This window comes from Anaerophilus nitritigenes (assembly GCF_004138215.1).
Lineage (GTDB): Bacteria > Bacillota > Clostridia > Peptostreptococcales > Thermotaleaceae > Anaerophilus > Anaerophilus nitritogenes.
The window spans coordinates 1-26687 of record NZ_RYYS01000054.1 but is presented as its reverse complement, the minus strand read 5'-3'; the positions used below and the strand labels follow the sequence as shown (position 1 = coordinate 26687).

21 protein-coding genes, 1 other RNA gene, 2 pseudogenes and 1 riboswitch are annotated in these 26687 nt (G+C 28.9%); of the genes and pseudogenes, 7 read left to right on the top strand and 17 right to left on the bottom strand.

Features of this window, described 5'->3' with window-relative positions; all coding sequences use genetic code 11:
- Both EK368_RS08170 and EK368_RS08165 read right to left on the bottom strand, forming a co-directional pair.
- Positions 1 to 2364, bottom strand: coding sequence for an ATP-dependent DNA helicase (locus tag EK368_RS08170; protein ID WP_129598319.1), 2364 nt, complete (start codon positions 2362 to 2364; stop codon positions 1 to 3).
- 253 nt (positions 2365 to 2617) lie between these two features.
- Positions 2618 to 3049, bottom strand: a complete 432-nt coding sequence (locus EK368_RS08165; RefSeq protein ID WP_129598317.1) for an N-acetyltransferase — start codon at positions 3047 to 3049, stop codon at positions 2618 to 2620.
- Positions 3050 to 3629: 580 nt separating this feature from the next.
- Here EK368_RS08165 and EK368_RS08160 point away from each other — a divergent pair.
- From EK368_RS08160 to EK368_RS08140, 5 genes are all read left to right on the top strand, one after another.
- Positions 3630 to 5384, top strand: coding sequence for a sensor histidine kinase (locus EK368_RS08160; RefSeq protein ID WP_165000380.1), 1755 nt, complete (start codon positions 3630 to 3632; stop codon positions 5382 to 5384).
- On the top strand, positions 5359 to 6732 hold the full coding sequence (locus EK368_RS08155) for a sigma-54-dependent transcriptional regulator (RefSeq protein ID WP_129598312.1): 1374 nt from the start codon (positions 5359 to 5361) through the stop codon (positions 6730 to 6732). The genes EK368_RS08160 and EK368_RS08155 overlap by 26 nt, the downstream gene beginning before the upstream one ends.
- 227 nt (positions 6733 to 6959) lie before the next feature.
- The gene (gene glsA / locus EK368_RS08150; RefSeq protein ID WP_129598311.1) at positions 6960 to 7877 is read left to right on the top strand and encodes a glutaminase A; all 918 of its coding nucleotides are present in this window, start codon (positions 6960 to 6962) and stop codon (positions 7875 to 7877) included.
- Between the two features lie 48 nt (positions 7878 to 7925).
- A complete protein-coding gene (locus EK368_RS08145) occupies positions 7926 to 9350 on the top strand; it encodes an alanine/glycine:cation symporter family protein (protein ID WP_129598309.1) in 1425 nt (474 codons plus the stop codon).
- Between the two features lie 167 nt (positions 9351 to 9517).
- Positions 9518 to 10915 carry a cache domain-containing protein gene (locus tag EK368_RS08140; RefSeq protein WP_129598308.1) on the top strand — a complete coding sequence of 466 codons (1398 nt, stop codon included), beginning with the start codon at positions 9518 to 9520 and terminating at the stop codon, positions 10913 to 10915.
- 49 nt (positions 10916 to 10964) lie between these two features.
- Here the strand turns inward: EK368_RS08140 and EK368_RS08135 are convergent, their stop codons facing one another.
- The 11 genes and pseudogenes from EK368_RS08135 to EK368_RS08090 all read right to left on the bottom strand — a co-directional run bounded on the left by EK368_RS08135 (position 10965) and on the right by EK368_RS08090 (position 20093).
- Entirely contained in the window at positions 10965 to 12164 is a 1200-nt protein-coding gene (locus EK368_RS08135) for a cation:proton antiporter (RefSeq protein WP_129598305.1), read from the bottom strand.
- Between the two features lie 81 nt (positions 12165 to 12245).
- A riboswitch (Fluoride riboswitch) is annotated at positions 12246 to 12306 on the bottom strand.
- A gap of 51 nt (positions 12307 to 12357) precedes the next feature.
- Positions 12358 to 12579, bottom strand: a pseudogene (locus tag EK368_RS08130) (IS3 family transposase); the annotation flags it as partial.
- The gene (locus EK368_RS08125) at positions 12528 to 13022 is read right to left on the bottom strand and encodes a GNAT family N-acetyltransferase (RefSeq protein ID WP_129598303.1); all 495 of its coding nucleotides are present in this window, start codon (positions 13020 to 13022) and stop codon (positions 12528 to 12530) included. The gene EK368_RS08125 and the pseudogene EK368_RS08130, both read right to left, overlap by 52 nt.
- A 56-nt stretch (positions 13023 to 13078) precedes the next feature.
- The gene (locus EK368_RS08120) at positions 13079 to 13798 is read right to left on the bottom strand and encodes an MBL fold metallo-hydrolase (RefSeq protein WP_129598301.1); all 720 of its coding nucleotides are present in this window, start codon (positions 13796 to 13798) and stop codon (positions 13079 to 13081) included.
- A gap of 244 nt (positions 13799 to 14042) precedes the next feature.
- Positions 14043 to 14309 carry a CD3324 family protein gene (locus EK368_RS08115; RefSeq protein WP_129598299.1) on the bottom strand — a complete coding sequence of 89 codons (267 nt, stop codon included), beginning with the start codon at positions 14307 to 14309 and terminating at the stop codon, positions 14043 to 14045.
- A gap of 262 nt (positions 14310 to 14571) precedes the next feature.
- Entirely contained in the window at positions 14572 to 14913 is a 342-nt protein-coding gene (locus EK368_RS08110; RefSeq protein ID WP_129598297.1) for a zinc ribbon domain-containing protein YjdM, read from the bottom strand.
- Between the two features lie 170 nt (positions 14914 to 15083).
- Positions 15084 to 15704 (bottom strand): DUF488 domain-containing protein, encoded by a 621-nt coding sequence (locus EK368_RS08105; protein ID WP_129598294.1) that lies wholly within the window; start codon positions 15702 to 15704, stop codon positions 15084 to 15086.
- A 4-nt stretch (positions 15705 to 15708) separates the two neighbouring features.
- Entirely contained in the window at positions 15709 to 15846 is a 138-nt protein-coding gene (locus EK368_RS14865; protein WP_165000379.1) for a hypothetical protein, read from the bottom strand.
- Between the two features lie 318 nt (positions 15847 to 16164).
- Positions 16165 to 17364: an FprA family A-type flavoprotein gene (locus EK368_RS08100; RefSeq protein ID WP_129598292.1), complete on the bottom strand. Its 1200-nt coding sequence runs from the start codon at positions 17362 to 17364 to the stop codon at positions 16165 to 16167.
- A 55-nt stretch (positions 17365 to 17419) separates the two neighbouring features.
- On the bottom strand, positions 17420 to 19327 hold the full coding sequence (locus EK368_RS08095; RefSeq protein ID WP_129598290.1) for an acyl-CoA dehydrogenase family protein: 1908 nt from the start codon (positions 19325 to 19327) through the stop codon (positions 17420 to 17422).
- 226 nt (positions 19328 to 19553) lie between these two features.
- Positions 19554 to 20093: a GNAT family N-acetyltransferase gene (locus tag EK368_RS08090; RefSeq protein WP_165000378.1), complete on the bottom strand. Its 540-nt coding sequence runs from the start codon at positions 20091 to 20093 to the stop codon at positions 19554 to 19556.
- Positions 20094 to 20948: 855 nt separating this feature from the next.
- Between EK368_RS08090 and EK368_RS15370 the strand changes: the two are divergent.
- Positions 20949 to 21122 (top strand): annotated as a pseudogene (locus EK368_RS15370) (IS701 family transposase); the annotation flags it as partial.
- A 217-nt stretch (positions 21123 to 21339) separates the two neighbouring features.
- On the opposite strand, the gene EK368_RS08085 reads toward EK368_RS15370, so the two are convergent.
- Positions 21340 to 22236 (bottom strand): transposase, encoded by an 897-nt coding sequence (locus EK368_RS08085; protein WP_129598286.1) that lies wholly within the window; start codon positions 22234 to 22236, stop codon positions 21340 to 21342.
- Positions 22237 to 22851: 615 nt separating this feature from the next.
- Here EK368_RS08085 and EK368_RS08080 point away from each other — a divergent pair.
- On the top strand, positions 22852 to 24435 hold the full coding sequence (locus EK368_RS08080) for a thiol-activated cytolysin family protein (RefSeq protein ID WP_129598284.1): 1584 nt from the start codon (positions 22852 to 22854) through the stop codon (positions 24433 to 24435).
- A 350-nt stretch (positions 24436 to 24785) separates the two neighbouring features.
- On the opposite strand, the gene ssrA is transcribed toward EK368_RS08080, so the two are convergent.
- From ssrA to EK368_RS08065, 3 genes are all read right to left on the bottom strand, one after another.
- Positions 24786 to 25144: a transfer-messenger RNA gene (gene ssrA / locus EK368_RS08075) on the bottom strand.
- A gap of 6 nt (positions 25145 to 25150) precedes the next feature.
- On the bottom strand, positions 25151 to 25618 hold the full coding sequence (smpB, locus tag EK368_RS08070) for an SsrA-binding protein SmpB (protein ID WP_129598282.1): 468 nt from the start codon (positions 25616 to 25618) through the stop codon (positions 25151 to 25153).
- Positions 25619 to 25738: 120 nt separating this feature from the next.
- Entirely contained in the window at positions 25739 to 26557 is an 819-nt protein-coding gene (locus tag EK368_RS08065; RefSeq protein WP_129598280.1) for a Cof-type HAD-IIB family hydrolase, read from the bottom strand.
- Between the last annotated feature and the right edge of the window lie 130 nt (positions 26558 to 26687).

The following is a 26687-nucleotide window of genomic DNA, read 5'->3' as shown; positions in this document are numbered from 1 at the left end:
CTATAAGGTAGATGTATCTGTTTTATTAAAAAATTTCTTCCATATCTTAAACATCTCTTCTTCTGATTTTATATTGATACTATGACTCCATTCCCTAGGAAATATTTTTTTATAAGTAGTATAATTAAACCTTTCATCTATTAAAAGTACTACTCCTTTATCCTTTTCTGTACGAATGACCCTTCCTGCTGCTTGTAGGACTTTGTTCATCCCTGGATAAGTATAGGAATAATGAAATCCATTATTGTTTTTTTCATTAAAATAATCTTTGATAATATTTCTCTCTAGGCAAATCTGTGGCAGTCCTACTCCTACTATAATTGCACCTATTAATCTCTCCCCTTTTAGATCTATTCCTTCACCAAATATTCCTCCCATTACTGCAAAACCAATGAATGTATCTTTAGGGTTTGTCTCAAATGATGATAAATATGTTTCTCTTTCCTCTTCATCCATGGCATTAGATTGTATAATTGTTTGATATTGAGGATTATTTCTTTGGAATATTTCATAAACATCCTGCATATATTTATAGGATGGGAAAAAAACTAAGTAATTCCCCTTTCGTTTAGATACAACCGATTTTATATAATCTACTATAGAATCATAGCTATTTTCACGATCTTTATATTTTGTTGAAATGTTACTAGCGATCATCAAACAAAGATTATTTTGATCAAATGGAGAAGATAATATTATTGTCTTATCTTTTTCATCTCCACCTAAAACATCTTTAAAATATTCTATAGGTGATAAGGTAGCTGAAAAAAATATTGCTGATTTTCCTCTTTTGATCGCTTCACTTAATAAATAAGAAGGATCTAGACAAAACATTTTTAGTAATACATCCTTATTTTGATCCTCCACATAAGTTACATATCTATCATCATAAATATCTGCTATTTTTATAAATGTCAAACAGTCAAAAAATAATTCTAATAATTCTTGATAACCTTTCTTTCCCTTATTTTCAGTTAAAAATTCTTCACTTTCAGATATAAGTCTATTTAATAAATATAAGATGTCTTCAAACATTTCTTTTTGAACAAAGTAGTCTTTATCTTTACACAATTTTTTTATTTTTAGCATATACCTATTTATTTTATCTAATGCTTTTCCAATCCTAGGGTCTTTATCTTTAAAAATTTTTTTAAGTTCTAAAAAAGGCTTTTTATAAAGAGTTGCGGAAAACATTTCTCTTGCTCTATCCACTAAATTATGTGCTTCATCTATCAAAAAAGTACAATCGTTATGATGAAATTCAAATAAACCTTTTAAATATACTCTAGGATCAAATATATAATTATAGTCACAAATCAGTGCATCTACCCAGGTAGCCAAATCCAAAGAAAATTCAAAAGGACAAATACAATGCTTTTTCGAATATTCTTCTATCATCTTTCTTGATAATTCATCTTCATCTTGGAGTATATTAAAAATTGCATCGTTCACTCTATCAAAATGTCCTTTTGCATATTCACAATATTCTGGTTCACATATTCGTTCTTCTTTAAAACAAATTTTGTCCTTCGCTGTTAATGTTAAGGTTTTAAATCTTAATCCTTTTTCTCTCATCTTTGTAAAAGCTTCTTCAGCAACTTGACGTGTAATAGTCTTTGCAGTCAAATAAAAAATTTTTGCAGTATGACCTTCACCAAATGCTTTTACAGTAGGAAAAAGAGTGGATATAGTTTTTCCTATTCCAGTAGGGGCTTGTACAAATAATTTCTTCTCATATCTAATAGTTCTATAAACTGAAATAGCGAGTTCCCTTTGTCCACCCCTATAACTTTCAAAAGGAAATGTTAGATTTTTCACTGAAAGATCACGGATACAAGCCCAATCATGAGTAAAATTTGCAAAGATCATGTATCTGTCTATTATTTCATAAAAAAAATCTTCCAAGTTTTTCACTTTAAAACTTTTTTTCATGTATTTAATTTTTTCAGTTTCTAAGTGAAAATAAGTTAACTGCACATCTATTTTATCTAACTCATTTTGAATAGCGTAAATATATGCATAGCATTTTGCTTGTGCCCAGTGAACTTCATTATAATTTTCATCTATCATTTCAAGAGGTTTTGTAGTAGATTTGATTTCATCTATACAAATAGATGAATTCTCTTTTATAATTCCATCTGCTCTACCTTCAATTAAAAATATATAATCTTTATATTCAAATTTATGTTTTAGAGTAACCTCTGCTTCATAGTTTTCATCTTTAGAATTTTGAACCTTTTGATGAGCTATTGTTCCCTCTACAGCCCTTGTCATACTTTTAAAACTTGTATCTAAATCTCCAGAACGAAGTATAAATTCAACTAAATTTCTAACTGATATTTTTATTTCTTGTGTATCACTCATACAAATCATCCTTCAATACAGTTTAGTCCGATTATTTTTTCTACCAACTTTATAATAACATATATGCTCATCTACGAATAAAACTTTACACATAATTCCCATTATAATAATAACCCAAGTTATAAGAAAACATATATTTTCTATATAACCTGAGCTATTTATAGTGACTCTTAATATATTTAATTATTTTCTAATCTATTCAACCTTCTATATTAGATAAAACTTATCTTATTATACCTATACTTTATTTTTATTACTTTTCAAAAGTCATCACATATGTTGGCTCATTGGTTTCTTCATTCAGATTCTCCTCTTTCACAATAAATCCAACTTTTTTATAGAAACCGACTGCTTTTTCATTTTTCTTATAAACTTCTAGTGTTAATTTTTCATATATTTTCTTTGTATGGTTAATTAATTTTTTTCCAACACCTCCCCCTTGACAATTTATATCAACAAATAATGCTCCTATATGTTCTTCTCCCAATACACTAATAAATCCCTGTATTTCATTTTCCTCTAAATATACATAGGTTTCAGCCATTGGAATATATTGTTCTTTTACAACATCGTAACTGTTTAACCAATATTCTTCTGAAATAAATTTATGTGCCTGAATCGTAGCCTCTTTCCAAATTTTCATAACCTTATGGATTTCATCATTCATATTTAAGTTTTTTATCATTATAACAGCCTCCAAATTTATAGTATTTTCTTATTTAGGCTATAAAGATATAATCCATTGCCAGATAGATTCAAAATTTATATTTTTCTCTTCTTTTAAATATTTTACATGTAACTTTAAATACATATAAAAAGACTGCGGAATTCATCCACAGTCAAATTCATAACTATATTAAATAAAAAACAATATATCTCTAATTTTTTACATGAAAATAGATATATTTATTTTATCTATAAATAGTATTTGATGAGTGGATTAGTATCTTCATAATCATTTAGAATAAATAGCATCACAAATTAAAGTGTCTACCACACCTACTTTATGATGAATTTGAAATATTTTCCAAATTGAACAATAACTACTCCGCGCATCAAACACCTCACTTATATACTTTCTAAATCTATCTATTTAGATTATACTGTAAATAAATCATTCTATCAAGTATTTTAGGCTGTTGACAAATTATGTTTCAGCAAAGATTTAGCTAAATTGGTTGGAAAATAATCTATATTGTTATAAAATCTAAATGGTATTAGATATATATAACAAAAAAAACAAATCAATTATTGGAGATAAAGATATGAAACTAAGCATTAAAAAGAAAATTGTTCTTCCCTTATTGTTTTTGATGGTCATACCTATTATTGCTTTGAGTATATTAACCTATTGGAATCATCATAAAATGATCAATTATTACACCCAAACCGAAGCAAATAATGAATTGCATCATTTATTAGTACTTTTAAATGAAATTGAAAAAACTGATTCTACCAAAGAATTTATAGTTAATTTTGTAAAAGAATTAAATAAAAAAAATTTGTTTATTATTGAAGATGATTATTTTATATACAATAGCATTCCAAATAAAAATATTGATGCAAATAAAATTTTAAATACAATTCAAAATAGTAATAATCTATCTGATAGATATATTCTAAATTATAGAGTATATCATCAGTGGAATTGGAAAATAGGTGTTTTAATTGATAAAAATGAAATCCCTTATCAAACATTTCGTATCAATTCAAACACATTTTTATTAATTACTCTCTTTGTACTATTTTCACTACAAGCCATTATTTTAATTACAGATCATATCTCCAAACCTATAGGTATACTTTTAAAAGGATATAATGATATCATTTCAGGTAACTTTCAAAATGAAATAGATATTAAAAGAAAAGATGAGTTAGGCTTATTAGGAAATGCTTTTAATGATATGAAAAATACAATTGCCTATCGAACAAATAAATTTATACAAATGAAAAATTTTAATGACGATATCTTAAGAAGCATTTCTACTGGAATTATTACAACCAATATAGATGGAAAAGTCATAAAATACAACCAAGCAGCCGTTTTTATGATTGAAAAAGAAATACAATCAAAAGAACAAAATATTGGTATGATCAAAGTATTGTTAAGACAAATTATGAGTACTTTACAAACAGAAGAAACTATAAATAGAGTTGAAAACTTTCATAGTAAAGAAAAAGGTAACACCATTTATTTAGATATTACGACTTCTTTGATGAAAAATAGTAAAGGAGAAAATATAGGGGTTATATGTAGTTTTAATGATATTAGTAATAGAAAGAGAATAGAAGATAAAATAGATAGAATTGATCGTTTAGCTTCATTAGGTGAAGTAACTGCTGGTTTAGCACATGAAATTAGAAATCCCCTATCTGGGATGAAAATGAGTACTCAAGTATTAAAAAATAGATTGTCTAAATATTTAAATGAAACAGATACAAAATTATTTGATGCCAATATTAATGAAATTGATCGCTTAAATCGATTAATAACAGATTTGTTGGATTTCGCAAAACCTCATCTTCCCAAGTTTCAAATTGTAAATATTTATGAAATTCTAGAGCATGCATTACAATTTTCAAATAAAATCATATCTGAAAAAAATATTACTGTTTTAAAAGAAGAAAAAAATAGATATGCATTAGCATATTTTGATAAAGGTCAATTGGCACAAATATTTTTAAATATTATTGGTAATGCTGTAAAAGCCATGTCACAAGAAGGAACACTAATAATATCAATATCAAAAGAAAAATTCATCACAAAAGAATATATTCTTGTAGTCTTTGAAGATAATGGATGTGGTATTGAAAAAGAACATATATCTAAAATATTTGATCCTTTTTATACAACATATGAAAGTGGAACAGGCTTAGGACTTTCTGTTGTGCATAAATTAATGACTGCAAATCATGGAGAAATCGAAGTTGAAAGTCAAGTGAATATAGGTACAAAATTTAAATTATCTATACCAATCTACAAAGGAGAAAACCATGAAGAAAAAAGTATTAATTATTGATGATGAAGAACTTATTAGATTATCATTACAAGAAGGTTTAAAAGATTTTCATTATGAAGTAGAAACAGCAAAGGATGGAAATGAAGCCCTAGATAAAATCAATCATTTTGAACCGGATGTAGTTCTTTTAGATATGAAATTGAAAAATGAAAATGGATTAGAAATTGCAAAAAATATTAAAAAAACAAATGATACTATTGAAATTATTATTATGACTGCATATGGAGATATTAAAACAGCCATACAAGCTATAAAAATTGGGGCGATTGATTATCTTAAAAAACCATTAGATTTAGAAGAGATCAATGTATCTATTTCTAAAGCATTTAAAAGTCAATCTATCAAAAGAAAGCTTGAAATGTATCAAGAACGTGAATCTAAAACAACTCATAAATTTATTGGACAAGATCCTATTATGAATGATACCTTTAAAAAAATGGACATCTTGTCAAAAAACGATTTTGTTACCGTATTAATCAGAGGAGAAACAGGCACTGGTAAAGAAGTAGTAGCTTCTTATATTCATCAAAATAGTATCCGAAAAGATTCAGTAATGCTTAGCATAAATTGTGCTGCAATTCCTAGTCAATTATTAGAAAGTGAATTATTTGGTTTTGAAAAAAATGCTTTTAGTGGTGCCAATTCAAGAAAAATAGGATTACTTGAACTTGCAGATGGAGGCACCTTGTTCTTAGATGAATTAGGAGAAATTCCTCTAGATATACAAGCAAAATTATTGAGATTTTTAGAAACTAAAAAATTTAAAAGATTAGGTGGATTAGAATATATTGAAGTAGATCTTCGAATTATCGCTGCAACAAATAAAAATCTTGAGGAAGCCATACAAAAAAAAGAATTTAGACAAGACTTATATTATAGATTAAATGTAGTCCCTATCTTTATTCCTCCATTAAGAGATAGAGGTTATGATATTTTAAAAATTGCCAACTATTTTTTAGAAACTTATTCTGCTAAATTTAGTAAAAATTTTATAGGTTTTTCAAAAGAAGCTCAAGATCAAATGATGAACTATTCTTGGCCTGGAAATGTTAGAGAATTGAAAAATATAATCGAAAGAATGATTATATTAAACGATGGAGAAATTTTAGATGTAGAAAATCTTCCTATAGAACTTCAACATAGCATCTCTAAAAAAGAACCCTTAAGTATAGTTGAAGATTTTCATATAGAAGAGAACTTCTCATTAGAAGATACTATATCTGAAATTGAAAAAAAGTATATAAAGGCTGCATTAAATCAATCCAACGGAAATCATACAAATGCATCAAAATTATTAGGAATTTCTAGATTTGCTTTAAAAAGAAGAATGGAAAAATATTTCGAATAATGTGCGAAATTGAACCATATGATTGATTTCGCACATTCGTTTTCGTGCTAAATCGAACATTTTTGTATTTTGAAATTTTAAAAATAATTTCAAATCATTGAAATTAGACTTTTTTTATTTCTTAAATTTCAAAAATAAATTTGGCATGAATATTGCTTATATATTTAATGTCTGTATAGATATTATATATAATTTCATATGAAGGATTCAATCAAAGGAGTGACAACATGCAAAAACTATTAGACACAATCATTGAGAATAACAGAATATGGACAAAGGAAGGAGGAGTAGCTACCTATATACCCGAACTTGCAAAAGCAAATCCAGATGCTTTAGGAATTTATATGGTCGATTTAGAAGGTAACTGTTTTTATGGAGGAGATTATGAAACGAAATTTACAATTCAAAGCGTTTCCAAGGTAATTACTTTAATTTGTGCTCTTATGGACAAAGGAAAAGAAAACGTATTCTCTAAAGTAGGTTCAGAACCTTCAGCAGATCCTTTTAATTCCATGGTAAAATTAGAAACACGCAATTGTCATACTCCCCTAAATCCTTTTATTAATGCAGGGGCAATCGTTACCACATCATTAGTTTGTGGTGATAATGGAATTGAAAAATTTGATAGAGTTCATGGAATGATGAAAAAAATGGCAGATAATGAAAATATCCAAGTGAATTATGAAGTATACAAATCAGAGAAATTAACTGGAAATACAAACAGAGCCATCGCATATTACCTAAAAGGTGCAGGTGTTATAGAAAAAGATGTAGAAGATGTATTAGATGCTTATTTCAAATTATGTTCTACTGAAGTTACAGTAAAAGATGTTTCCAAAATAGCTTCTGTAATTGCAAATGGTGGTGTTACCCCTTGGTCAAATGAAAGAATTATCCCTAAGGACATCAATCAAATCGTTCAAGCAATCATGATGACTTGTGGTCTTTATAACGCATCTGGAGAATATGCTGTAAAAATTGGTGTTCCATCAAAAAGTGGCGTAGGTGGATGTATTATGGCTGTTGTTCCTAAAAAAATGGGTATCGCTGTAGTAGGTCCTTCACTAGATGAAAGAGGAAATAGTATAGCAGGAACAAAAGTATTAGAAGAGTTATCACAAAAATTAGAGCTTAGTATATTTTAGGACATATATATTTCCTAAAAAATAAAAAAATAAAAGGAGAGTGTTTGTATGGAAGGCTTTTTAAATTCAGTAATCTCGACGGGTAACACTATACTATGGTCTTATGTACTAATAGGAATGTTACTAATACTAGGTGTTTATTTCACATTTAGTACAAAATTTGTTCAAATTAAGCTTTTAGGAGAAACGATCAAATTATTAGGACAAGGAACAAAAGGTGTTGAAAACGAAGATGGTCAAAAAGGTGTTTCTGCTTTTCAAGCTTTTTGTATCAGTATTGCATCACATGTTGGAACTGGTAACTTAGCAGGAGTTGCAATGGCAGTAGCTGTTGGAGGCCCTGGAGCAGTTTTTTGGATGTGGTTGATTGCTTTAATTGGTTCTGCAACTAGTTTTGTTGAAAATACCCTAGCACAAATTTATAAAGTAAAAGATGAAAATGGATATCGTGGTGGTCCTGCTTATTATATGGAAAAAGCATTAGGTCAAAGATGGATGGGACTTACTTTCTCAATCATTATTACTTTCGTTTTTGGACTTATATTTAACTCTGTTCAAGCAAATACAATTTCACTTGCATTTGAAACTGCATTTGGATTTGATAAATTACATACTGGACTTTTATTAACAGCACTTACTTGTTTAGTGATATTTGGAGGAATTAAAAGAATTGCAAAGGTTGCAGAAATGATTGTGCCAGTCATGGCTACAGCTTATGTACTTGTTGCTTTATTTGTTCTTATTAAAAATATTACTCTTCTTCCAGAAACATTTAAATTAATCATCACTAGTGCATTTGGACTTGAACAAGCTATAGGTGGTGGAATTGGAGTAGCTATGATGCAAGGTATCAAAAGAGGACTTTACTCTAATGAAGCTGGTATGGGTAGTGCTCCTAATGCAGGAGCAACCTCTACTGTAAGTCATCCTGTAAAACAAGGTCTAATTCAAATGTTTGGAGTATTTGTTGACACTCTTATAATTTGTAGTGCAACTGCCATGATTGTTTTAATTTCAGGAAAACACACTATAGAAGGCTTAACAGGAATTCAACTTACACAAGCAGCTTTAAGTTCAGAAGTGGGTGCTTGGGGAAATACTTTTATTGCAGCTTGTATTTTACTTTTCGCATTTAGTTCTATCATAGGAAACTATTATTATGGAGAAGCAAATATAGAATTTTTAAATGGAAGTAAAACATTTCTATTCATTTTTAGAGGATGTGTAGCTTTGATGGTTTTCTGGGGAACTCAAACAGCAGTACAAATCGTTTGGGATATGGCAGATTTATTCATGGGTATCATGGCTTTAATTAACTTAATTGCTATTGCATTTTTAGGTAAATTTGCTTTTGCAGCACTAGAAGACTATATAAAACAAAAGAAAGATGGAAAAGATCCAGTTTTTCATGTAGACAATATTAAAGGTTTGAAAAATGTTGAATGCTGGGGAACACAAAAAAAACAATTTTAAACGAACTATTTTATATAATTGAAAGTTAGTATTCAAAAGGTGACTCTCATTCATCGGTTTTATGATAGAGTCACCTTTTTATCTTTCAGTCTTTCTTATATTTTAAATTTTTTGATTATCTGTTAACATAAATTAAGAATAAACCGACCCTTTGAAGGAGGAAATTTATGGAGAATGTTTCACGCAAATTTTTAGTATGGTTTGTTGTACTATTTGTAATAGGAATTTTATTCATTGGTACTTTCTATTTTGATAACTCCAGAATGATTTTAAAAAATCAATATTTTGAATCCTTTGATCGTTCTATTTTACAATTGAATCATTCTATATCTGAATTTATTTCTACTTTTGAAAGTGCTTTAGAGATGTTTTCTCAAAATGAAATGATACAAAACATTTCTGATGATCCTCAAAAGTATTATATTCCTTCGAGAGAATTATTTAAATCCTTTCAACAGTCTTACCCATCTACAGCTTTTGCATATTTTGCTCCTAATAAAATTATTTTAGGCAATAAAAAATTAGTTACTTGGCCTGATACATCTACTACTTTAGAATATGCTGATTGGGTTGCACATGAAAGGCCTTGGTATATAAATGCAGTAGCCGCCAATGGGAAAATAGCATGGACAAAACCCTATTCAGATGCTACAACACAGAAAACAACCATCACTATTTCAAAAACAATTACAGATTCTAATCAAGAATTAAAAGGAGTACTTGCTATAGATTTTTTTTTAGATGAATTATCTAATAAAATCGATAACTTTAAAGCATTTAATCAAGGATATGCCTTCTTAATCGACAAAGATCAAGATCATTATGTTTTTATCACAAAAGATGTCAATGATAGACAATTTGATAAAATAATTCAGTCTCACTGGATTGATAAAATTTACGAAAAAAATTCAGGAAATTTTTATATTAGTGAAAATAATAAAAACTATCATGTCACCTATACAACCAATCCTCTAACAGGATGGAAAGTACTAGGAATGATAGAAGAAGAAAAAATTTATGAAAAAACAAAAAAAATAATACACGAAATATTTACGAGTAGTTTTATTATTATTCTGATAGGAATGATATGCATTGCATATATATCCAAGCAAATGAGAAAATCTGTAAAAGATTTAAGTAGTTTTTTAAATAAAAATGAAAATAATTGTAATATTCCAGTAGATTCAAATCATGATTTATCCAATAAATTTAATCTTCTATCCGAGAATGATGAAAATGATATGAATTCATCTAATTCTTATATGAATTTATTATTTGAAATTGAATATGAAATAGAAAACATTCTTCAGATTATCAATGAAAATTTAGTAAATCATTATAACTTAGATACGTTAAAAGAACTTAAAAATTCCATAGATAAACTATTATACTTTAGAAATAGACTTGACGAAAGTTCTTCACAACTACAACAAATTCAAAAGGATAACATCAATAATCATCTATATTTAGTACTTGAAAAAATAAAAGAAATCAAAGAAAAAGATTATAACCTTCCATCTGAGATACATGAAATTTTAAATAAAATTGAAAAACAAATAACTTAAAAAAGATAGAATACTTAGTCATAAAAACAGTACTAAGTATTCTATCTTTTCATTTTATTCCCTCTATTGTATCTACACTAAGCCATTTATCCCCTGCTAATTTTACTCCTACCGCTCCTAAAGGTGCTGTAATCATAATAGCTAAAACAGCAATAGCCAATATAATTTCTCCTGACTCAACTCCTACTGATAAAGGTAGTGCTCCAATAGCTGCTTGTACAGTAGCTTTTGGTACATAAGCAATCATACAAAATAGCTTTTCTTTAAATTTAAAATTCGTTCCTGCTACAGAAATAAAAACCCCTACACTTCTTGCAATTAAACCTATAAAAATAATGACCAAGCCTATCACCCCTGAATGTAGAGCAACATGTATATTTACTTGGGCTCCTACTAAAATAAATAAAAGTAATTCCGCAAATACCCAGATTTTATTTAATTTTTGAGACAATCTCTTTCCTATATTTGAAGATTTCTCTAAAATTACAAATCCTATTGTCATAACTCCTAAAAGGCTAGCTATTGGGATAATATCTCTTAATATATCTTCTAGTGCAGTCATAAGTATTGCTATTCCAATTAATATAAGTACTTTTTTTGTATCTCTAATGTAAAACTTTTTAAATAAAAACACTATGATCATTCCTACTATAATCCCTAACAAAATCCCTAACAAAATAGAGATTGGGATTTCAAAAATTTTTGAAAAAACATTTATATTTTTACCACCATACAGACCTAGAAAGGTAGAAAACAAAGTAATCGCAAATACATCATCTATAGATGCTCCTGCTAAAATTAAAGTTGGAATTCCTTTATCATATCCTCTTCTCTCATTTATAAAATTTAGCATCTGTGGTACAATCACGGCTGGAGATACAGCAGCAATAATAAATCCTAACATTCCAGCTTCAATTTTAGATATCCTCAAAAAATAACTTGCAACAAACATAATGGCAAATCCTTCACACAATCCTGGAATACAACTCATTTTTACAGCAGATATTCCAACCTTTTTTAAAGTTTCTCTTTCAATTCCAAGTCCAGCACGTAGCAAAATAACAATTAAAGCAATTTTTCTTAAATCTGAAGATATATTTAAAATATCCTTGCTAATCAAATTAAATCCAAAAGGTCCTATAATCACACCTAAAATCAACATTCCTAAAAGCCCTGGAAGCTTGATTTTTTCAAATACTTTATTAAATATCAATCCCAAAATAATAATCAAACTCAAACTTAAAGCCATTTTAAATCTTCCCTTCTTTATAATATTGTCTTTAATATAATTCCCATAATACAAAAAACTCCTACAAGCAATAAACATATATTCCTTGTAGGAGTCATCAGCATAAGTGCGTTTAAAGGTGAACTCCATCACCTATTCTTATATTTAATTTCCATTATACTACTAAAATTAGTTTTTATCAATGAATTTTTGGATTGTCAACACTTTTTAATTCTCTTTTTAGTTCTTCTAAATTCTTGAAATTTCTATTAAATGTGAATTCTGTTTTTATAATTTTGTATCCAGCTTCAGCAACTGCATTATCGTATGGACATCCCTTTTTACTTAAGGAACGTTTTATTTTAAAAGCTTTTAGAACTTCATCTATAATCTTATTTTTGAATTCATTACCCCTGTCAGTGTGGAATATCTCAACTTCATATTTAATATGGGAAATGGATTCCCTTGACTATCCGTTTTAGATCTACTATATTCTTTAAATCCCAAATAAACATAAAATCCTACTGCCTGTTTATTTTGTTCATTTACATCAACATATTTTACATTCAATTTGTTTATAGCATATTCTATTAGCTTTTTGCCAATACCTTTACCTCTGAACTCATCATTTATAAATAACATTTCAATTTTATAATCACTTATCCCCATAAAAGCTTGAATATTATTTTCATCATCTTTCATACAAATTACTTTTTGCATCTGTAGTAATCCACTTTTAACCACTGGTTTAATAGATTGAATATTTTCTTCAGTTAAAAAATCATGTGTTGATCGCACTGATGATTCCCATACATCTAATATTTGAGTACATTCATGCGTACTTATTGTATCCATTATAACAATGACTTTATTATTCATGAAATCAATCCTTATCTGTATTATTTTTCTATAGTAGAAAAAATAGTATTCATTATTTAAATCTTTATAAGAGATTCTTTAATATCTTTTGTATAAACTCCCCCATGGTAACATATAATTGTATCTATATCATAGTTTAGTAACTTTTTTATAGATTCTTTAGCCTTCTTCATATCTAAAGTATATTCTGGATTTGCAATAGCTAGCCTTCCATTCTCTACTACCAAAGCATCCCCTGATACTAAAGTTTTACTTTCTTTTAAATAAATAGATATATGTCCTGGCATATGACCTGGGGTTTCAATGATCTCTATCCCCCCACACCAATCAAATGTATGTTTATCTTTTAATAACATATCTACATGAACAGTCTCTATAGATTCAAGCATATTATGAAAATTTTTAGCTTCTTCTTTATATTGTTCTGGAAGCTGATCATATATTGACTCTGCCTGTTGTAACCTTAAAGATTTTGCTTTCCCACTAATATACTTCTCATCTTTAATGGATGATAATATCTTTATTTTAGGATATTTTCTCTTAAACTCTGCTAATGCTCCTATATGATCAAAATCATGATGAGTGACAATTATTTTTGTTAATCTATCTAAATCAACTCCATTTTTTCTTGCACTATCTTCTATTAATGATAAAAACTTAGGATACCCACAGTCAATCAAAATTATATCCTTATCATCACTCACTATAACTGGAAAAATAGTGTTGATCATACCCTTAAACTTAAACTTGACTTCCAGCCATGTTACTTTATTCATGTTATGATCCTCTCTTCATCTAAATTCTATGGCATAGTATGTTCTCAAATTTCAATTTTATATACTTATTTGAAGCTAATCTTCTGACTATATTTACTGATATGCGCATTTATAGACTATCATCTCTCAATTGATCTAACAAGGTCATAAACAATTCTGTAAAAAAGTTAACCACCCTATTATAATTTAAAAAAACGATACTTATATTGATAATGTAAAGTATCGTTTGATATATTTATATGATTTATCTTTGTTGTCTAATGATCCTTCTAATACTATTTTCAGTAAGGTAATATTGTTCAGTAAGTTCTTTAACAGATATTCCTCTAATATGTTTTTCAAAAATTTCCACATTCCTTTTTTTTAACTCTTTCCTTAATCCAGTGGTACTTCCCCACGATTTTTTATTATCGAACTTTCTAGGTATATATAAATACCCTCCATCTATATATTGTTGAATTAATTTTATAATATCTTCAGGTAATATATCTTGTGCCTTTTCATATTTCATAACCTTCGCTCCTATCTACTTTTTTCATTCGTAAATAATGAAGCAAAGACTGCACAAAACACCTTAACCGTATTTATATCTTGTGAATACGGCTCCGAGAAAAATTGTATTCCGAATGTTTTTACAGTCTTTACTCGGAGCCTACTGCAATAATCATTTCTATTCTATTCTTCATACCTATATTCCTTTCTCTAACATATTTATAAAATTCCTAATTTAGCAACTTTATACTCATTACTGTTCTGTTTTCTTATTTCTTCATTTATATCTTTTTAACAAATTCAGATTTTAACTTCATAGCTCCAAAGCCATCAATTTTGCAATCAATATCATGATCTCCATCTACTAAGCGTATATTTTTTACTTTTGTACCTATCTTTATAACTGATGAACTTCCCTTTACTTTAAGATCTTTGATAACCGCTACACAATCTCCATCCTTTAAAACATTTCCATTTGCATCTTTGATAATCTTTTGATCTTCCCTATTTTCATTTTCTGATTCTAAAGTCCACTCATAAGCACATTCTGGACAAATCAAAAGACTTCCATCTTCGTAAGTATATTCAGAATTACATTTTGGACAATTTGGCAAATTACTCATTATTTTATTTCCTCCACTCGTTATGATTCAAAAATGATTTTAAATTTTTTATATCCTTGTAAGAATACCCCTCATACACTTGAAACTTACAAAAACATATATAAATATGCATATAGGCTTATATATTATCATAATATTGTTATTATAGCAAGTTTTCTTCTACTCTCTCTTTAAAACTTCTTCGTATTATGTTTTTCATCCATTCTATATCCTATTTCACCATTTCTATATTCATAACTTTTATTAACCATATCTGACCAGTTTAACTTTTCATAAAAAAATGTCAATTGATTTCTATTTGGAAAATATTGATTTACTAATCTCTGCTCAATACTTTCTTGAGATTCATATGAACCATCTGAAAGTATATTTTTTATGTTATATCCTAGTTTATCAAATTCTCTAGCCACCATTATATTTCTATGACACATACTTGGATCTTTTTCTGCACACATAAAAACAAAAGAGTAGTTTAATTTCATCCCTGCTTTAATTTTACGAACACCTTCTAAGAAAGCATGGCATTTTACATACTCTTTAAAATCTAAATATCCATTTATATAATACTTTAAATTTTTTTGACGTGCTCCAAATTCATCCTTATAATCTCTATAAATTATTCCATGTAACTTCAATAAGCTTTCTAATTTACTTTGATTGTAATCCTCATAAAATTTAGAATTTGGATTGCTTCTTACATCAATCAAACTATTTATTTTATATTTTTTAAGAACTTCAATAAATTTATCTATTTTAAAGCCAGAATATCCAATTGTAAATATATCTTTCATAAAATTAAAATCTCCATATGCAAGTAATGATTATTACTAATATGACTACAAATGTTATCATTTTATATATCCTTTTAAACTTATCCCAATTTGGTAACAAAGCTGATAATAATTCTAAAGTCCAATCAAATAATGAAATCATCTAAAAATCACTCCTAATTGGTTATATTGATTATATCGTAACACAATTATCCCTATTATACATTAATTTCTATAATTATTTTCTTAAAATTACCTTGGATATTTCATGACTGCTTGAGGGATCATATAGCCCTTTAAAAACAGTCTTTATTATTTTCCTGTACCATACAAGTTATTAGATTACATAGTATATTCATTTGTGCTATATACTTTCCATAAAAAAAGCTGTATAATTGCTTAAAATAATCTTCAAATATTTGAAAGGATCAGTTCTTGGATTTTATCCATGAACTGATCCTAAATTCGTATTTCATAAAATCTACTTCATCGACTCAAGAATACTATCAGCAAGAGAGTCCATTAAATCTCCATCCTCTTCTTTCATACTGGAGCTTACTGACATCTCATTGTCTAAGATAGTCATTTCTTTCATATTACTTAAAAGTTCACGCATCAATTTACCAGATTGAGGAGCCCATGATCCATTTTCTATAATAGAAAAAGTACGTTTTTGAAGATTTAATGCCCTCATATCCATTAGATAATTAAGCATTGGTGGATAAATATTTAAGTTATAAGTTACCGAAGCAAGAACCACATGACTATATTTGAATGTCTCAGAAATCAAATATGAAACATGAGTATTTGAAACGTCATACATAACTACATTAGTCATTCCCTTTTTCACTAGTCTTGTTGCCAAATCATTAGCAGAAGCCTCTGTATTTCCATACATTGTTCCATAAACAATCATCACCCCCTTTTCCTCAGGTTCATATCGACTCCATTTGTCATACTTATCTAAAAAATACCCCAAATCATTATGCCATACTGGTCCATGCAGCGGACAGATCATCTTAATATCAATACTACTTGCCTTCTTTAACAAAGATTGAACATGAGGACCATACTTTCCTACAATATTTGTATAATATCTTCTTGCCTCATCAATCCAATCTCTGTCAAAGTTTACCTCATCATTAAATAGCTTACCATCTAGTGCTCCAAAAGATCCGAAGGCATCAGCTGAAAATAGCACTCCATTAGTAGTATCATATGTGACCATAGCTTCTGGCCAATGTACCATTGGAGCAGACACAAATACAACGTTATGTTTTCCAAAGGACACCGTATCTCCTTCTTTGACTTCTATGACGTTATCCTGGATACAAAAACCAAACTGATTCATGAACAAAAAAGCTTTTTCAGTGCATACAACTTTTATATTAGGATAACGAAGAATGATCTCTTCAATGCACGCTGCATGATCTGGCTCCATATGATTAATTACCATGTAATCTAAATTCCTATCTCCTAAAACCCCTTTAATATTCTCAAGAAACTGACGGCAAATTGACCAGTCCACAGTATCAAAAAGCACTGTCTTCTCATCTAAAAGTAGATAAGAGTTATAGGAAACACCTCGTGGAATAGGATGAATATTTTCAAAAAGAGCAAGTCGACGATCATTGCCCCCAACCCAATAAAGATCCTCAGTTATATTTCTAACGCAATGCATAATTAAATCCCCCTTTATACTAGAACACATTATTATATTTACTTACTTACAAAAATCATACTTCTATAAACATATCTTTTTCTTCACCACAAGCAGGACAAGTCCATTCTTCAGGTAGCTTTTCAAAAAGTGTACCTGTATTTACTTCACCTTCTGGATCGCCCACACCAGGATTGTATTCGTAACCGCATCCGTTACATACATGATATTTCCAAGTTGGAGCAACTTTTTTTGGAACTGCTCTCTTCATTTTTTTCATTGGTGGCGCCTCCTTCTTTGCCTCTCCATTGTCTAAAGCAGCAGTGAGTAATGGTAATATTTCCATTAAATCGCCTACGATACCATAGTCTGCATTCTTAAAAATCTTCGCATTAGGATTAATATTTATAGCAACAATTGTAGAAGCATCCTTTATCCCCTTTAGATGTTGGGCTGCACCTGAGATACCGCAGGCAACGTAAAGATTTCCTTTGAATTTTTGACCAGACATACCAACATAACGATTTAGTGGTACATATTTAAGAGTTTCAGCTACCGGACGAGAAGAACCTATAGCTGCTCCAGCTTGAACTGCCAAGTCTTCTATAAGCTTCATATTTTCTTTTTCTCCTATTCCTAAACCCACGCTGACTACCCTTTCAGCTTTACTAATAGGAGTATCCAAAGGAATTCCAACTGTAAAATCATAACCATCTTCCTTAAGAGCTTCTACAAGAGCATTGACTCTTTCTTTAGAGGTTCCTTCCTTAAAAATCACTTTTTTACGATAACCTGTAGCAGGTTGTTTTTTGGAAATCTTATCCACGCTATCGTTTTTTGGCATCTTGCCTATAATGTTTGAAGAGATCACTAGACGTTGAATCTCATTGGTTCCTTCATATATTGTACAAATCTTAGCATCTCTGTAAGCACGCTCAACTTCCATACCTTTCATATAGCCACTTCCACCAAATATTTGAAGAGCATCATTGACAATCTCAAGGCAAACGTCTGAAGTATATTGTTTCGCCATAGCAGCTTCCATACTATAATATTCATGATTTTCCTTAAGCTCTGCCGCACTATAAATAAGCATTCTAGCTGCTCTAAGCTTTGTAGCCATATCAGCTAACTTAAAAGCAACAATCTGTTGCTGACAAATAGGTTTACCAAACTGAATTCTTTCTTTTGAATACTCCAGTGCATGCTCATAAGCACCCTGAGCAATACCAAGAGCTTGAGCTGCAATGCCAATACGACCACCATCTAATGTAGACATAGCAATCTTAAAACCTTCTCCCTCTTTACCCAATAGATTTTCTTTAGGAACTTTCACATCATTGAAAATCAACTCTCCAGTGACAGAGGAACGAATACCCATCTTATCGTAATGCTTACCAAAGATAAATCCTTTCCAACCCTTCTCCACAATAAAAGCACTGATACCACGAATACCAATATTTGGTGTAGTAACTGCAAAAATAATGTAAATATCAGCCTCACCAGCATTGGTAATAAAAATTTTTTCACCATTTAAAATATAATAATCTCCTTCTAAAACAGCAGTTGTTTCAGTACCACCAGCATCACTACCTGCATTTTCTTCAGTAAGACCAAATGCTCCAATTTTTTCTCCCTTTGCCAGTGGAACTAAATATTTATTTTTTTGTTCTTCTGTACCATACGCAGCAATTGGATATCCACCTAAAGATGTGTGAGCAGAAAGAATTACTCCTGTACCACCATCTACTCTTGATAATTCCTCAATGGCAATTGCATAGCTAATTATGTCCAAACCTGCTCCCCCATACTTTTTTGGATATGGAAGTCCCATCATACCCATAGCAGCTAATTTTTTAATTGCTTCTGAAGGAAATTTATTTTCTTGATCTAGCAAAAATGCAATAGGTTTCACTTCTTCTTCAGCAAACTCTCTGATTTTTTTCCTCAAATTTTCATGTTGTTCTGTAGTCTTAAAAAACATACATATACCTCCTCACAATTAAAACCATTTCATGAATATATTTCTCTGATGAATGACATCAGTTAACTCTTCCAACTCTTTTTTACCCCTTTATAAATCATCTAATCAAATAAAATTCCCCCAAACCTAAGTTTGAGAGAAAATGAAACACACTTGCATTTTTAGTTAAGATTTTTCAAAGTATTTGATATTAACTTATTCCTCTTTTTATTATTTACACTTTACATTATACATTATGGTATTGATATTTTTGTACATATTCATCTTTTAACATTGACATTAAATGAACATCATAAAACTTTCCATTTTTTCTACAGTTATTCCTCAAAACGCCCTCATATTTAAAACCTAGTGATTGATATAAAAAAGAAGCAGGATTCCCATTATAATGATCAAGATATACTCTTTCAAGATTCCACTCTTCAAAACAAAGTTTCATGATTGCCTTCATAGATTGTCTGCCATAGCCTTTATTTCTCAATACTGGATCACCGATATAAATTCTAAACACTTCAACTTTCCAGCCCTCAATTAAATCTCCAAGTATAATTCTGCCTATTGGCTTTCCTGTCTCTTTAAGAACTATAGTATATTGCCTCTGATTAGGATTGTCATCATCATGGATATATGTACGTGCAACCATTTCATAGCTTTGATTTTCAGAAATACTAAAAAATTCATTCACCTCAGGTGTCAATTCCCACTTGTAGAAAATATCAAGATCCTCCCATATAGAGTTCCTAATGATTAAGTCTTTTGTTTCCATACGATTCTCCCCCATATTTTAATTGCCAATTATAATTTATACATACAGTATATCATAATTATATTCTATTAATTTAATGAAACAATAAATATCATCACTAGTGTTCAATAAATGGATATAACATCCATTTACAAATCGTAAGTACCATTTAATTTATTTATTACCATAAATTTAGATATAAAAATAGCCAGTAACCTTTGCAATAATATAATTATCTCACCAACTATATTTGCAAAGGGGTACTGACTATTGGTTAAGGATAATTATATCACTATTTTTCAGAAATTTTTAGAACTCATTGATTGGAAAACGTTGAAAAAGTCAGCTTATATGCTAAATGCTGACTATTATATCGCTCAAGATCATTTTAAATCTTTAATTTATTTCCATTTAGCGTAGCTAGATAGCTTGAGAGATCTCCATGATTTTATGAAATCAGATTCAGATGGAATACTTTGTTTGAAAGTTAATTTATAAATAATTCCATAAAAATAATTAAGCTAACACTTCTGCGGATAAGTGCGTCTGGTTTTAACAGAAATATATTCCTTGTAGTAAAAACAGTATAGCTCTTTAAATAAGTACATAGAGCTTATAAAAGTCAATAGTAATATTATCTAAAATTTGAACACTAGTGAAATATCATCCATATTTAGTTATTATGTAGAAACTCAATTATAATAAACGAACTTCTTCAACAAAAATAAGAATTTTATAAAAGATTTATTTCTATATAATAAAATAAGCACCACTTTGCAAGTAATCGAATATTCATTTTGATAAAATAACAAAATCAGATACCCGAATCCTAGGAATGATAATTTTACAAAAATCAACACCTAGGAGGTATCTGATATGATTAGTATTTCCAGTAATTCAACAAAACAAACATTACACAAATATTTATTGCAATATAGATCGATTTTTAAAAAGCGTAGCTTTGATATCTTCTATTGGCTAATTATGAGTATTTTGTGTATGGAAGAAGTACGATCTATACAATTTCTTTATGATTACTTTATCAAAAAATAAGTGTATGGGACGGTTAAGGAAAAATAATATAGTAAACCCTTTTTTAAAAATAAAATTGTATTAAAGGGGTTTTTTATTAGGATTTAGGGGACAATTAATTGTTTTTATAATTATTTATAATAAAAAAATCCTTCATCATTAGATAAAAGACTGTTCAATTGGATAGTATTTTATTTTGGGCACTCTAAATAATCCCTTTATTTAATTATTTAATTTAAGCACTTTTTAAAAATCTATCTAAGAATTCTTGTTCTTTTAACACCATATCCATACCTATTTTAGACAAATTAGAAACTCGAGTCTGAGTAATATTTCCAATTAGTTTACATATGTCATTTTGACTCATATTACAATAACAGCTCATCAAGAAACAGCTAATTGCTCTTAGTTTTACATATTGCCTTTTATATTTTATGTGTACTGTGTTTTTCTCTGTTTTTAAATATTTAGCTACTATTTCTATCACTTGTTCTCCAGTGTAATGTCTCGGAATAATCCTTCTTTCACTTTTATATAAATTTTCAATTTTTTCAAACTCTACATCAATAGAGTAATTTTCACCCTCGCATTTTTTTACAAGTTCAATATAAGCTTTCTTATTTTTCTTATTGCTTAAATTAAGTATTTCACTTAAAAAAGATATATCTAATATTTCAAAGATATTACTTTCTGCTATATAATCATTCAAACTAGAAAATTTATATTTTTCTACTTGTCCTTTATAATCAAACAAATCCTTAGGATTATTATGAATATAAGCAGATAAAGTGATTAAATATTTTTCATCTTTAATTATTTTGCTTTTAAATCGATCTTGGAATAAATGTCCATGCCTATTATATTTTCTATTAAAATATTGAGCATAGCAAAAATTGATACTATGCATGATTTTAGATATGTCTGCTCCATTACAATCTATTATCATATGTCCATGATTATCCATTAAACAATAGGCATATACCTTAAATTGAAACTTCTGTTGATATTTTTGAGCCAACTTAAAATATTTAATTTTATCTAGATCATCTAAAAACAAATTCACTTCACTTATGCTGCGAAACATAATATGATAAATTCCTTCTTCACTCTTTATACGAGCTGCTCTCGGCATAAAAACTACTCCTTTCTTCTTTTAGGAGTAGTCTTTGCATTTTATGATTTATTATTCTTAATCTTTAACTGTCCCATCGCTTACCATCGCTTATGTGCTATTCATTTTATGAAAACAAAATAACCTAAGCACTAATCCCTAATCAGAGAATATCCTTACTTAATTCAATAGACATTGTCCATTTTATTCTTATATATATATTCTATATAATTGGAATTTGACAGTATCTAAATCATGTTATAAACACATAACGTGAAGTACTATGATATATCCCATAATAAATCAACTAGGAGCAAAAGTAAAAATTTTAATTTTTATGTATTTATATACTTGCATATATTCGGTAAAATAACAAAAAATTTTAAATTCCCCCTAAATTTTAAATTAAAAATGGGACTTAAGAACTAAAAAGTAAAAATTAAAAAGTGTTTAAAAATAGCTTTAAAACAATGAATACCAAGTACTAAAAAGAGCTTAAAACGATTGGTTCTTATTATGCATATTCCAAATAAAAGATGTATTCTCTTAAAAAATAATATATAATAAATTAGAATATAATGTAAATCTTAAAAGGAGGAATATTCTATTTAATTCATTAAAGGAGGAAACATACTTATGAAATTATTTAAAAAATCAAAAAAATCAAGAACTTTACTATGTGTTTTGACGATTCTCTGCTTATTGTCGCAACCTCTTGTAGGTTTTGCTCAAGAAAGTCAAAAACAAGAAATAAATGTTAAAGAAGATGCAAAAGATGAAGGAAAAAACAAAACAGAGTCTTTTGAATCCCAAAATGCAAAAGATATTAACGATGGAATCTCTAACCTTGATTATGACACAAGGGAAATTCTAGCAAACAAAGGTGAAGATATTGAAAGTTTTGTTCCAAAAGACGGAAACTTTACAAAAGATAAATTTATCGTTGTAGAGAGAAAGAAAAAATCATTAACAACTTCTCCTGTAGATATTTCAATTATTGATTCTATAACAGATAGAACATATCCTGGAGCGATTCAATTGGCAAATGAAAGATTTTTAGAAAACAAACCAGATATTGTAATGTGCAAAAGAAAACCAATTAATATTAGTATTGATTTGCCAGGGATGAGAAAATCAAACTCTATAACAGTTGAAAATCCTACATATGGAAATGTATCAGGAGCTATTGATGATTTAGTTTCAACATGGAATGACAAATATTCAAGTTCTAATACATTGCCATCAAGAACTCAGTATTTAGAATCTATGGTATATAGCAAATCTCAAATTTCAGGAGCTCTTAATGTAAATGCAAAAATTTTAGATAATGCATTAGGAATTGATTTTAACGCAGTTTCAAGTGGAGAAAAAAAAGTCATGATTGCAGCGTATAAACAAATTTTTTATACGGTAAGTGCAGAATTACCTGAAAATCCAGCAGATTTATTTGATGAAAGCATTACATTTAATGATTTGAAAAGAAAAGGTATTAGTGATTCAACACCACCATTAATGATTTCTAATGTATCTTATGGAAGAACGATTTATGTAAAATTAGAAACAACTTCAAATAGCAAAGAAGTACAATCTGCATTTAAAGCAGTTTTAAAGAATAATGATGTAAAAGCAAGTTCTGAGTATAAAGATATTTTAGAAAATAGTACATTTACAGCCATTGTTTTAGGTGGAGACTCAAAAGAGCACAATAAGATTATTACAAAAGATTTTGATGAAATTAGAAATGTAATTAAAGAGAATTCTGAATTCAGCGCTAAAAATCCAGCATATCCAATTTCATATACAAGTGTTTTTCTAAAAGATAATTCAATTGCAGCTGTTCAAAATAAAACAGATTATATTGAAACAAACTTTACAGAATATTCAAAAGGAAAGATTGTTTTAGATCATAGCGGAGCTTATGTAGCACAATTTGAAGTTTCTTGGGATGAGTTTTCTTATGATGAAAATGGAAAAGAAATCATAACACATAAAACTTGGGATGGAAACTATTCAGACAAAACAGCTCATTTTTCAACAGTTATTCCTATTCCAGCAAATTCAAAAAATATTAGAATTTTTGCAAAAGAGTGTACAGGTTTAGCATGGGAATGGTGGAGAACAGTTATTGATGAATATAATGTTCCTCTTACAAAAGAAGTTAAAGTTTCTATTTGGGGAACAACACTTCATCCAAAAACAGAAATAGAATTTGTAAAATAAAAAAAGTTTTTGAGCATTTCATTTGATAAAATAAATCCAGTAGTAAGCATTGATAGGCTTTCTACTGGATTTTATTTTAATCCTTTTATCAAGATTCTTATTTTTAAGTTTCATTAATAATTTCTTCATCTTGAGAACAACAATACTTTCCAGAGAAGTAGGTTAAAAGCTTATTTAAAATCATTTCTCTATTAGATTTTTCTACCATATTACTGTCCTCTTTCTATAAATCAAATCCGAAGACTTCCCGCGGTGATCCGTACTATTACGTATCCACAATTTTATTATAAAATAAAAAACTATACAAATATGTATAGTTTTTCTTCTCACAAAATAATTGTGGATACATTTGGTGGAGGCGAGGGGAATCGAACCCCTGTCCGAAAGTCCTTCACAAACAGATTCTCCGAGTGCAGTCATTGTTTTGATTTCTCATCGCAAGATTCGCCCAATGACAGGCTAACCTCTTGACCAGTCCCAATTAGTCTGCTATTGGGTCGAGACACCTCCAAAGCAGTTCCCCACTTAGTTGACGCCCTAGTCTAAGCCGTGGGTAACTTAGGTAGGACGAGCTGCGCTATTAGGCAGCTAATGCGTAATTATCGTTTGCGTTTATCTTTAATTCCCCAGTTTTTTAAGGCGGACCCCAAGGAAAAACCTCCACTCGCTACTGCAGGCTCCAAACCCCCGTCGAGACCTGTACGCCCCCATGTCATTAATACTCTTTTTGCCTTTGTCTTAATTCTTGTTGAATCCTTCTATTGGATTCTTTTTGAGCAATATCAGATCTTTTGTCGTACAATTTCTTTCCTTTTGCAACGGCAAGCTCTAATTTAACAAGTCCTCTAGAATTAATATACACTTTAAGAGGAACTAAGGTCAACCCCTTTTGTGTTGTATACCCTAACAACTTGGTAATTTCTCTTTTGTGCAAAAGAAGTTTTCTTTTTCTTATAGGATCAACATTGTAGATATTTCCCTGTTCATAAGGGCTAATATGCATATTGTGGACAAATATTTCTCCATGATCTATTTCTGCATGACTCTCTTTTAAATTGATTCTACCCATACGAATAGACTTAACTTCTGTTCCTGTCAATTCAATGCCAGCTTCATAAGTCTCTTCAATAAAATAGTCATGTCTTGCTTTTTTATTATTCGCAATTAATTTACCATGTCCCATGCAAACACCTACTTTATATTGATCTTGAGATACAAATATAATGTTAACATAAAAAATATATACTGTCAAGCATTAAGATCTTCTCTGGTTTACTGTAAGATTCTATCTATCTCTTTGCTCCTACAAAACAAATTTATATAAAGCTTTTGCTACTCCATCTTCATCATTTGTGGAAGTTATATAATCAGCACTTTTTTTTACAATTTCTTCAGAATTGCCCATGGCTACCCCTAGTCCTGCATAGTTAAGCATACTCATATCATTTTCATTATCTCCAAAGGATATAATTTCTTCTCTTTTTACTCCTAAATACTTTGTAAGTTCCTCAATAGCTCTTCCCTTTGAAACTCCTTTTTTCATAATTTCAATATTATTATACCATGACTTGCTTACTTCAAGAGAATCTATAGTTTCTAATTCTTTTCTAGCTTCTACTAAAATTTTTTGATCATCACTCATTAAAGACATTTTATAAATTTTTTCATTATGATTTTGAATATAACTATAGCCATCTTTGATTAATTCGATACGAACACGATCTTCTTCTTTTAATGTTTTATTCCATTCAGAATACTTTAAAGAACTATAGGCTAACTCTTCTGTATAAAATGTATCTTCATTATAAAATTGATAATAAAGTCCATATTTTTTACAAATCTCTATGACTTTTAAAACATCTTCTTTTTCCATATAACTTTCATATAAAATTTCATTAGTATTTAAATCTTTTACAATAGCTCCATTACAAGCAATAATAGGTGTTACAATATCTAAATATTTTGCATAGACCTTTGCTGAAGTATAAATTCTACCTGTAGCAATAGCTATGTGAATATCTTTATCTATTAGTTTTTGAAGTGCTATTTTATTCTCCTCAGAAACTACATTTTTACTATTTAATAAAGTTCCATCCATATCACTCACAACTAGTTTATACATTTTGCTCTTCCTTTCTATTCTTTAAAAAAGAAGATACTTATGTATCTTCTTCAGACCATTAATAAATTATATTTTAGCAAAGTCATAAAAATAAGGAACAATTATTGAGAATTTGTGAAAATATAGAATA

Coding starts and splice junctions, on each gene's coding strand:
- EK368_RS08170 (WP_129598319.1), bottom strand. CDS start 2,364: ATGAGTGATACACAAGAAATAAAAATATCAGTTAGAAATTTAGTTGAA.
- EK368_RS08165 (WP_129598317.1), bottom strand. CDS start 3,049: ATGATAAAAAACTTAAATATGAATGATGAAATCCATAAGGTTATGAAA.
- EK368_RS08160 (WP_165000380.1), top strand. CDS start 3,630: ATGAAACTAAGCATTAAAAAGAAAATTGTTCTTCCCTTATTGTTTTTG.
- EK368_RS08155 (WP_129598312.1), top strand. CDS start 5,359: ATGAAGAAAAAAGTATTAATTATTGATGATGAAGAACTTATTAGATTA.
- glsA (WP_129598311.1), top strand. CDS start 6,960: ATGCAAAAACTATTAGACACAATCATTGAGAATAACAGAATATGGACA.
- EK368_RS08145 (WP_129598309.1), top strand. CDS start 7,926: ATGGAAGGCTTTTTAAATTCAGTAATCTCGACGGGTAACACTATACTA.
- EK368_RS08140 (WP_129598308.1), top strand. CDS start 9,518: ATGGAGAATGTTTCACGCAAATTTTTAGTATGGTTTGTTGTACTATTT.
- EK368_RS08135 (WP_129598305.1), bottom strand. CDS start 12,164: ATGGCTTTAAGTTTGAGTTTGATTATTATTTTGGGATTGATATTTAAT.
- EK368_RS08125 (WP_129598303.1), bottom strand. CDS start 13,022: ATGAATAATAAAGTCATTGTTATAATGGATACAATAAGTACGCATGAA.
- EK368_RS08120 (WP_129598301.1), bottom strand. CDS start 13,798: ATGAATAAAGTAACATGGCTGGAAGTCAAGTTTAAGTTTAAGGGTATG.
- EK368_RS08115 (WP_129598299.1), bottom strand. CDS start 14,309: ATGAAATATGAAAAGGCACAAGATATATTACCTGAAGATATTATAAAA.
- EK368_RS08110 (WP_129598297.1), bottom strand. CDS start 14,913: ATGAGTAATTTGCCAAATTGTCCAAAATGTAATTCTGAATATACTTAC.
- EK368_RS08105 (WP_129598294.1), bottom strand. CDS start 15,704: ATGAAAGATATATTTACAATTGGATATTCTGGCTTTAAAATAGATAAA.
- EK368_RS14865 (WP_165000379.1), bottom strand. CDS start 15,846: ATGATTTCATTATTTGATTGGACTTTAGAATTATTATCAGCTTTGTTA.
- EK368_RS08100 (WP_129598292.1), bottom strand. CDS start 17,364: ATGCATTGCGTTAGAAATATAACTGAGGATCTTTATTGGGTTGGGGGC.
- EK368_RS08095 (WP_129598290.1), bottom strand. CDS start 19,327: ATGTTTTTTAAGACTACAGAACAACATGAAAATTTGAGGAAAAAAATC.
- EK368_RS08090 (WP_165000378.1), bottom strand. CDS start 20,093: ATGGAAACAAAAGACTTAATCATTAGGAACTCTATATGGGAGGATCTT.
- EK368_RS08085 (WP_129598286.1), bottom strand. CDS start 22,236: ATGCCGAGAGCAGCTCGTATAAAGAGTGAAGAAGGAATTTATCATATT.
- EK368_RS08080 (WP_129598284.1), top strand. CDS start 22,852: ATGAAATTATTTAAAAAATCAAAAAAATCAAGAACTTTACTATGTGTT.
- smpB (WP_129598282.1), bottom strand. CDS start 25,618: ATGGGACATGGTAAATTAATTGCGAATAATAAAAAAGCAAGACATGAC.
- EK368_RS08065 (WP_129598280.1), bottom strand. CDS start 26,557: ATGTATAAACTAGTTGTGAGTGATATGGATGGAACTTTATTAAATAGT.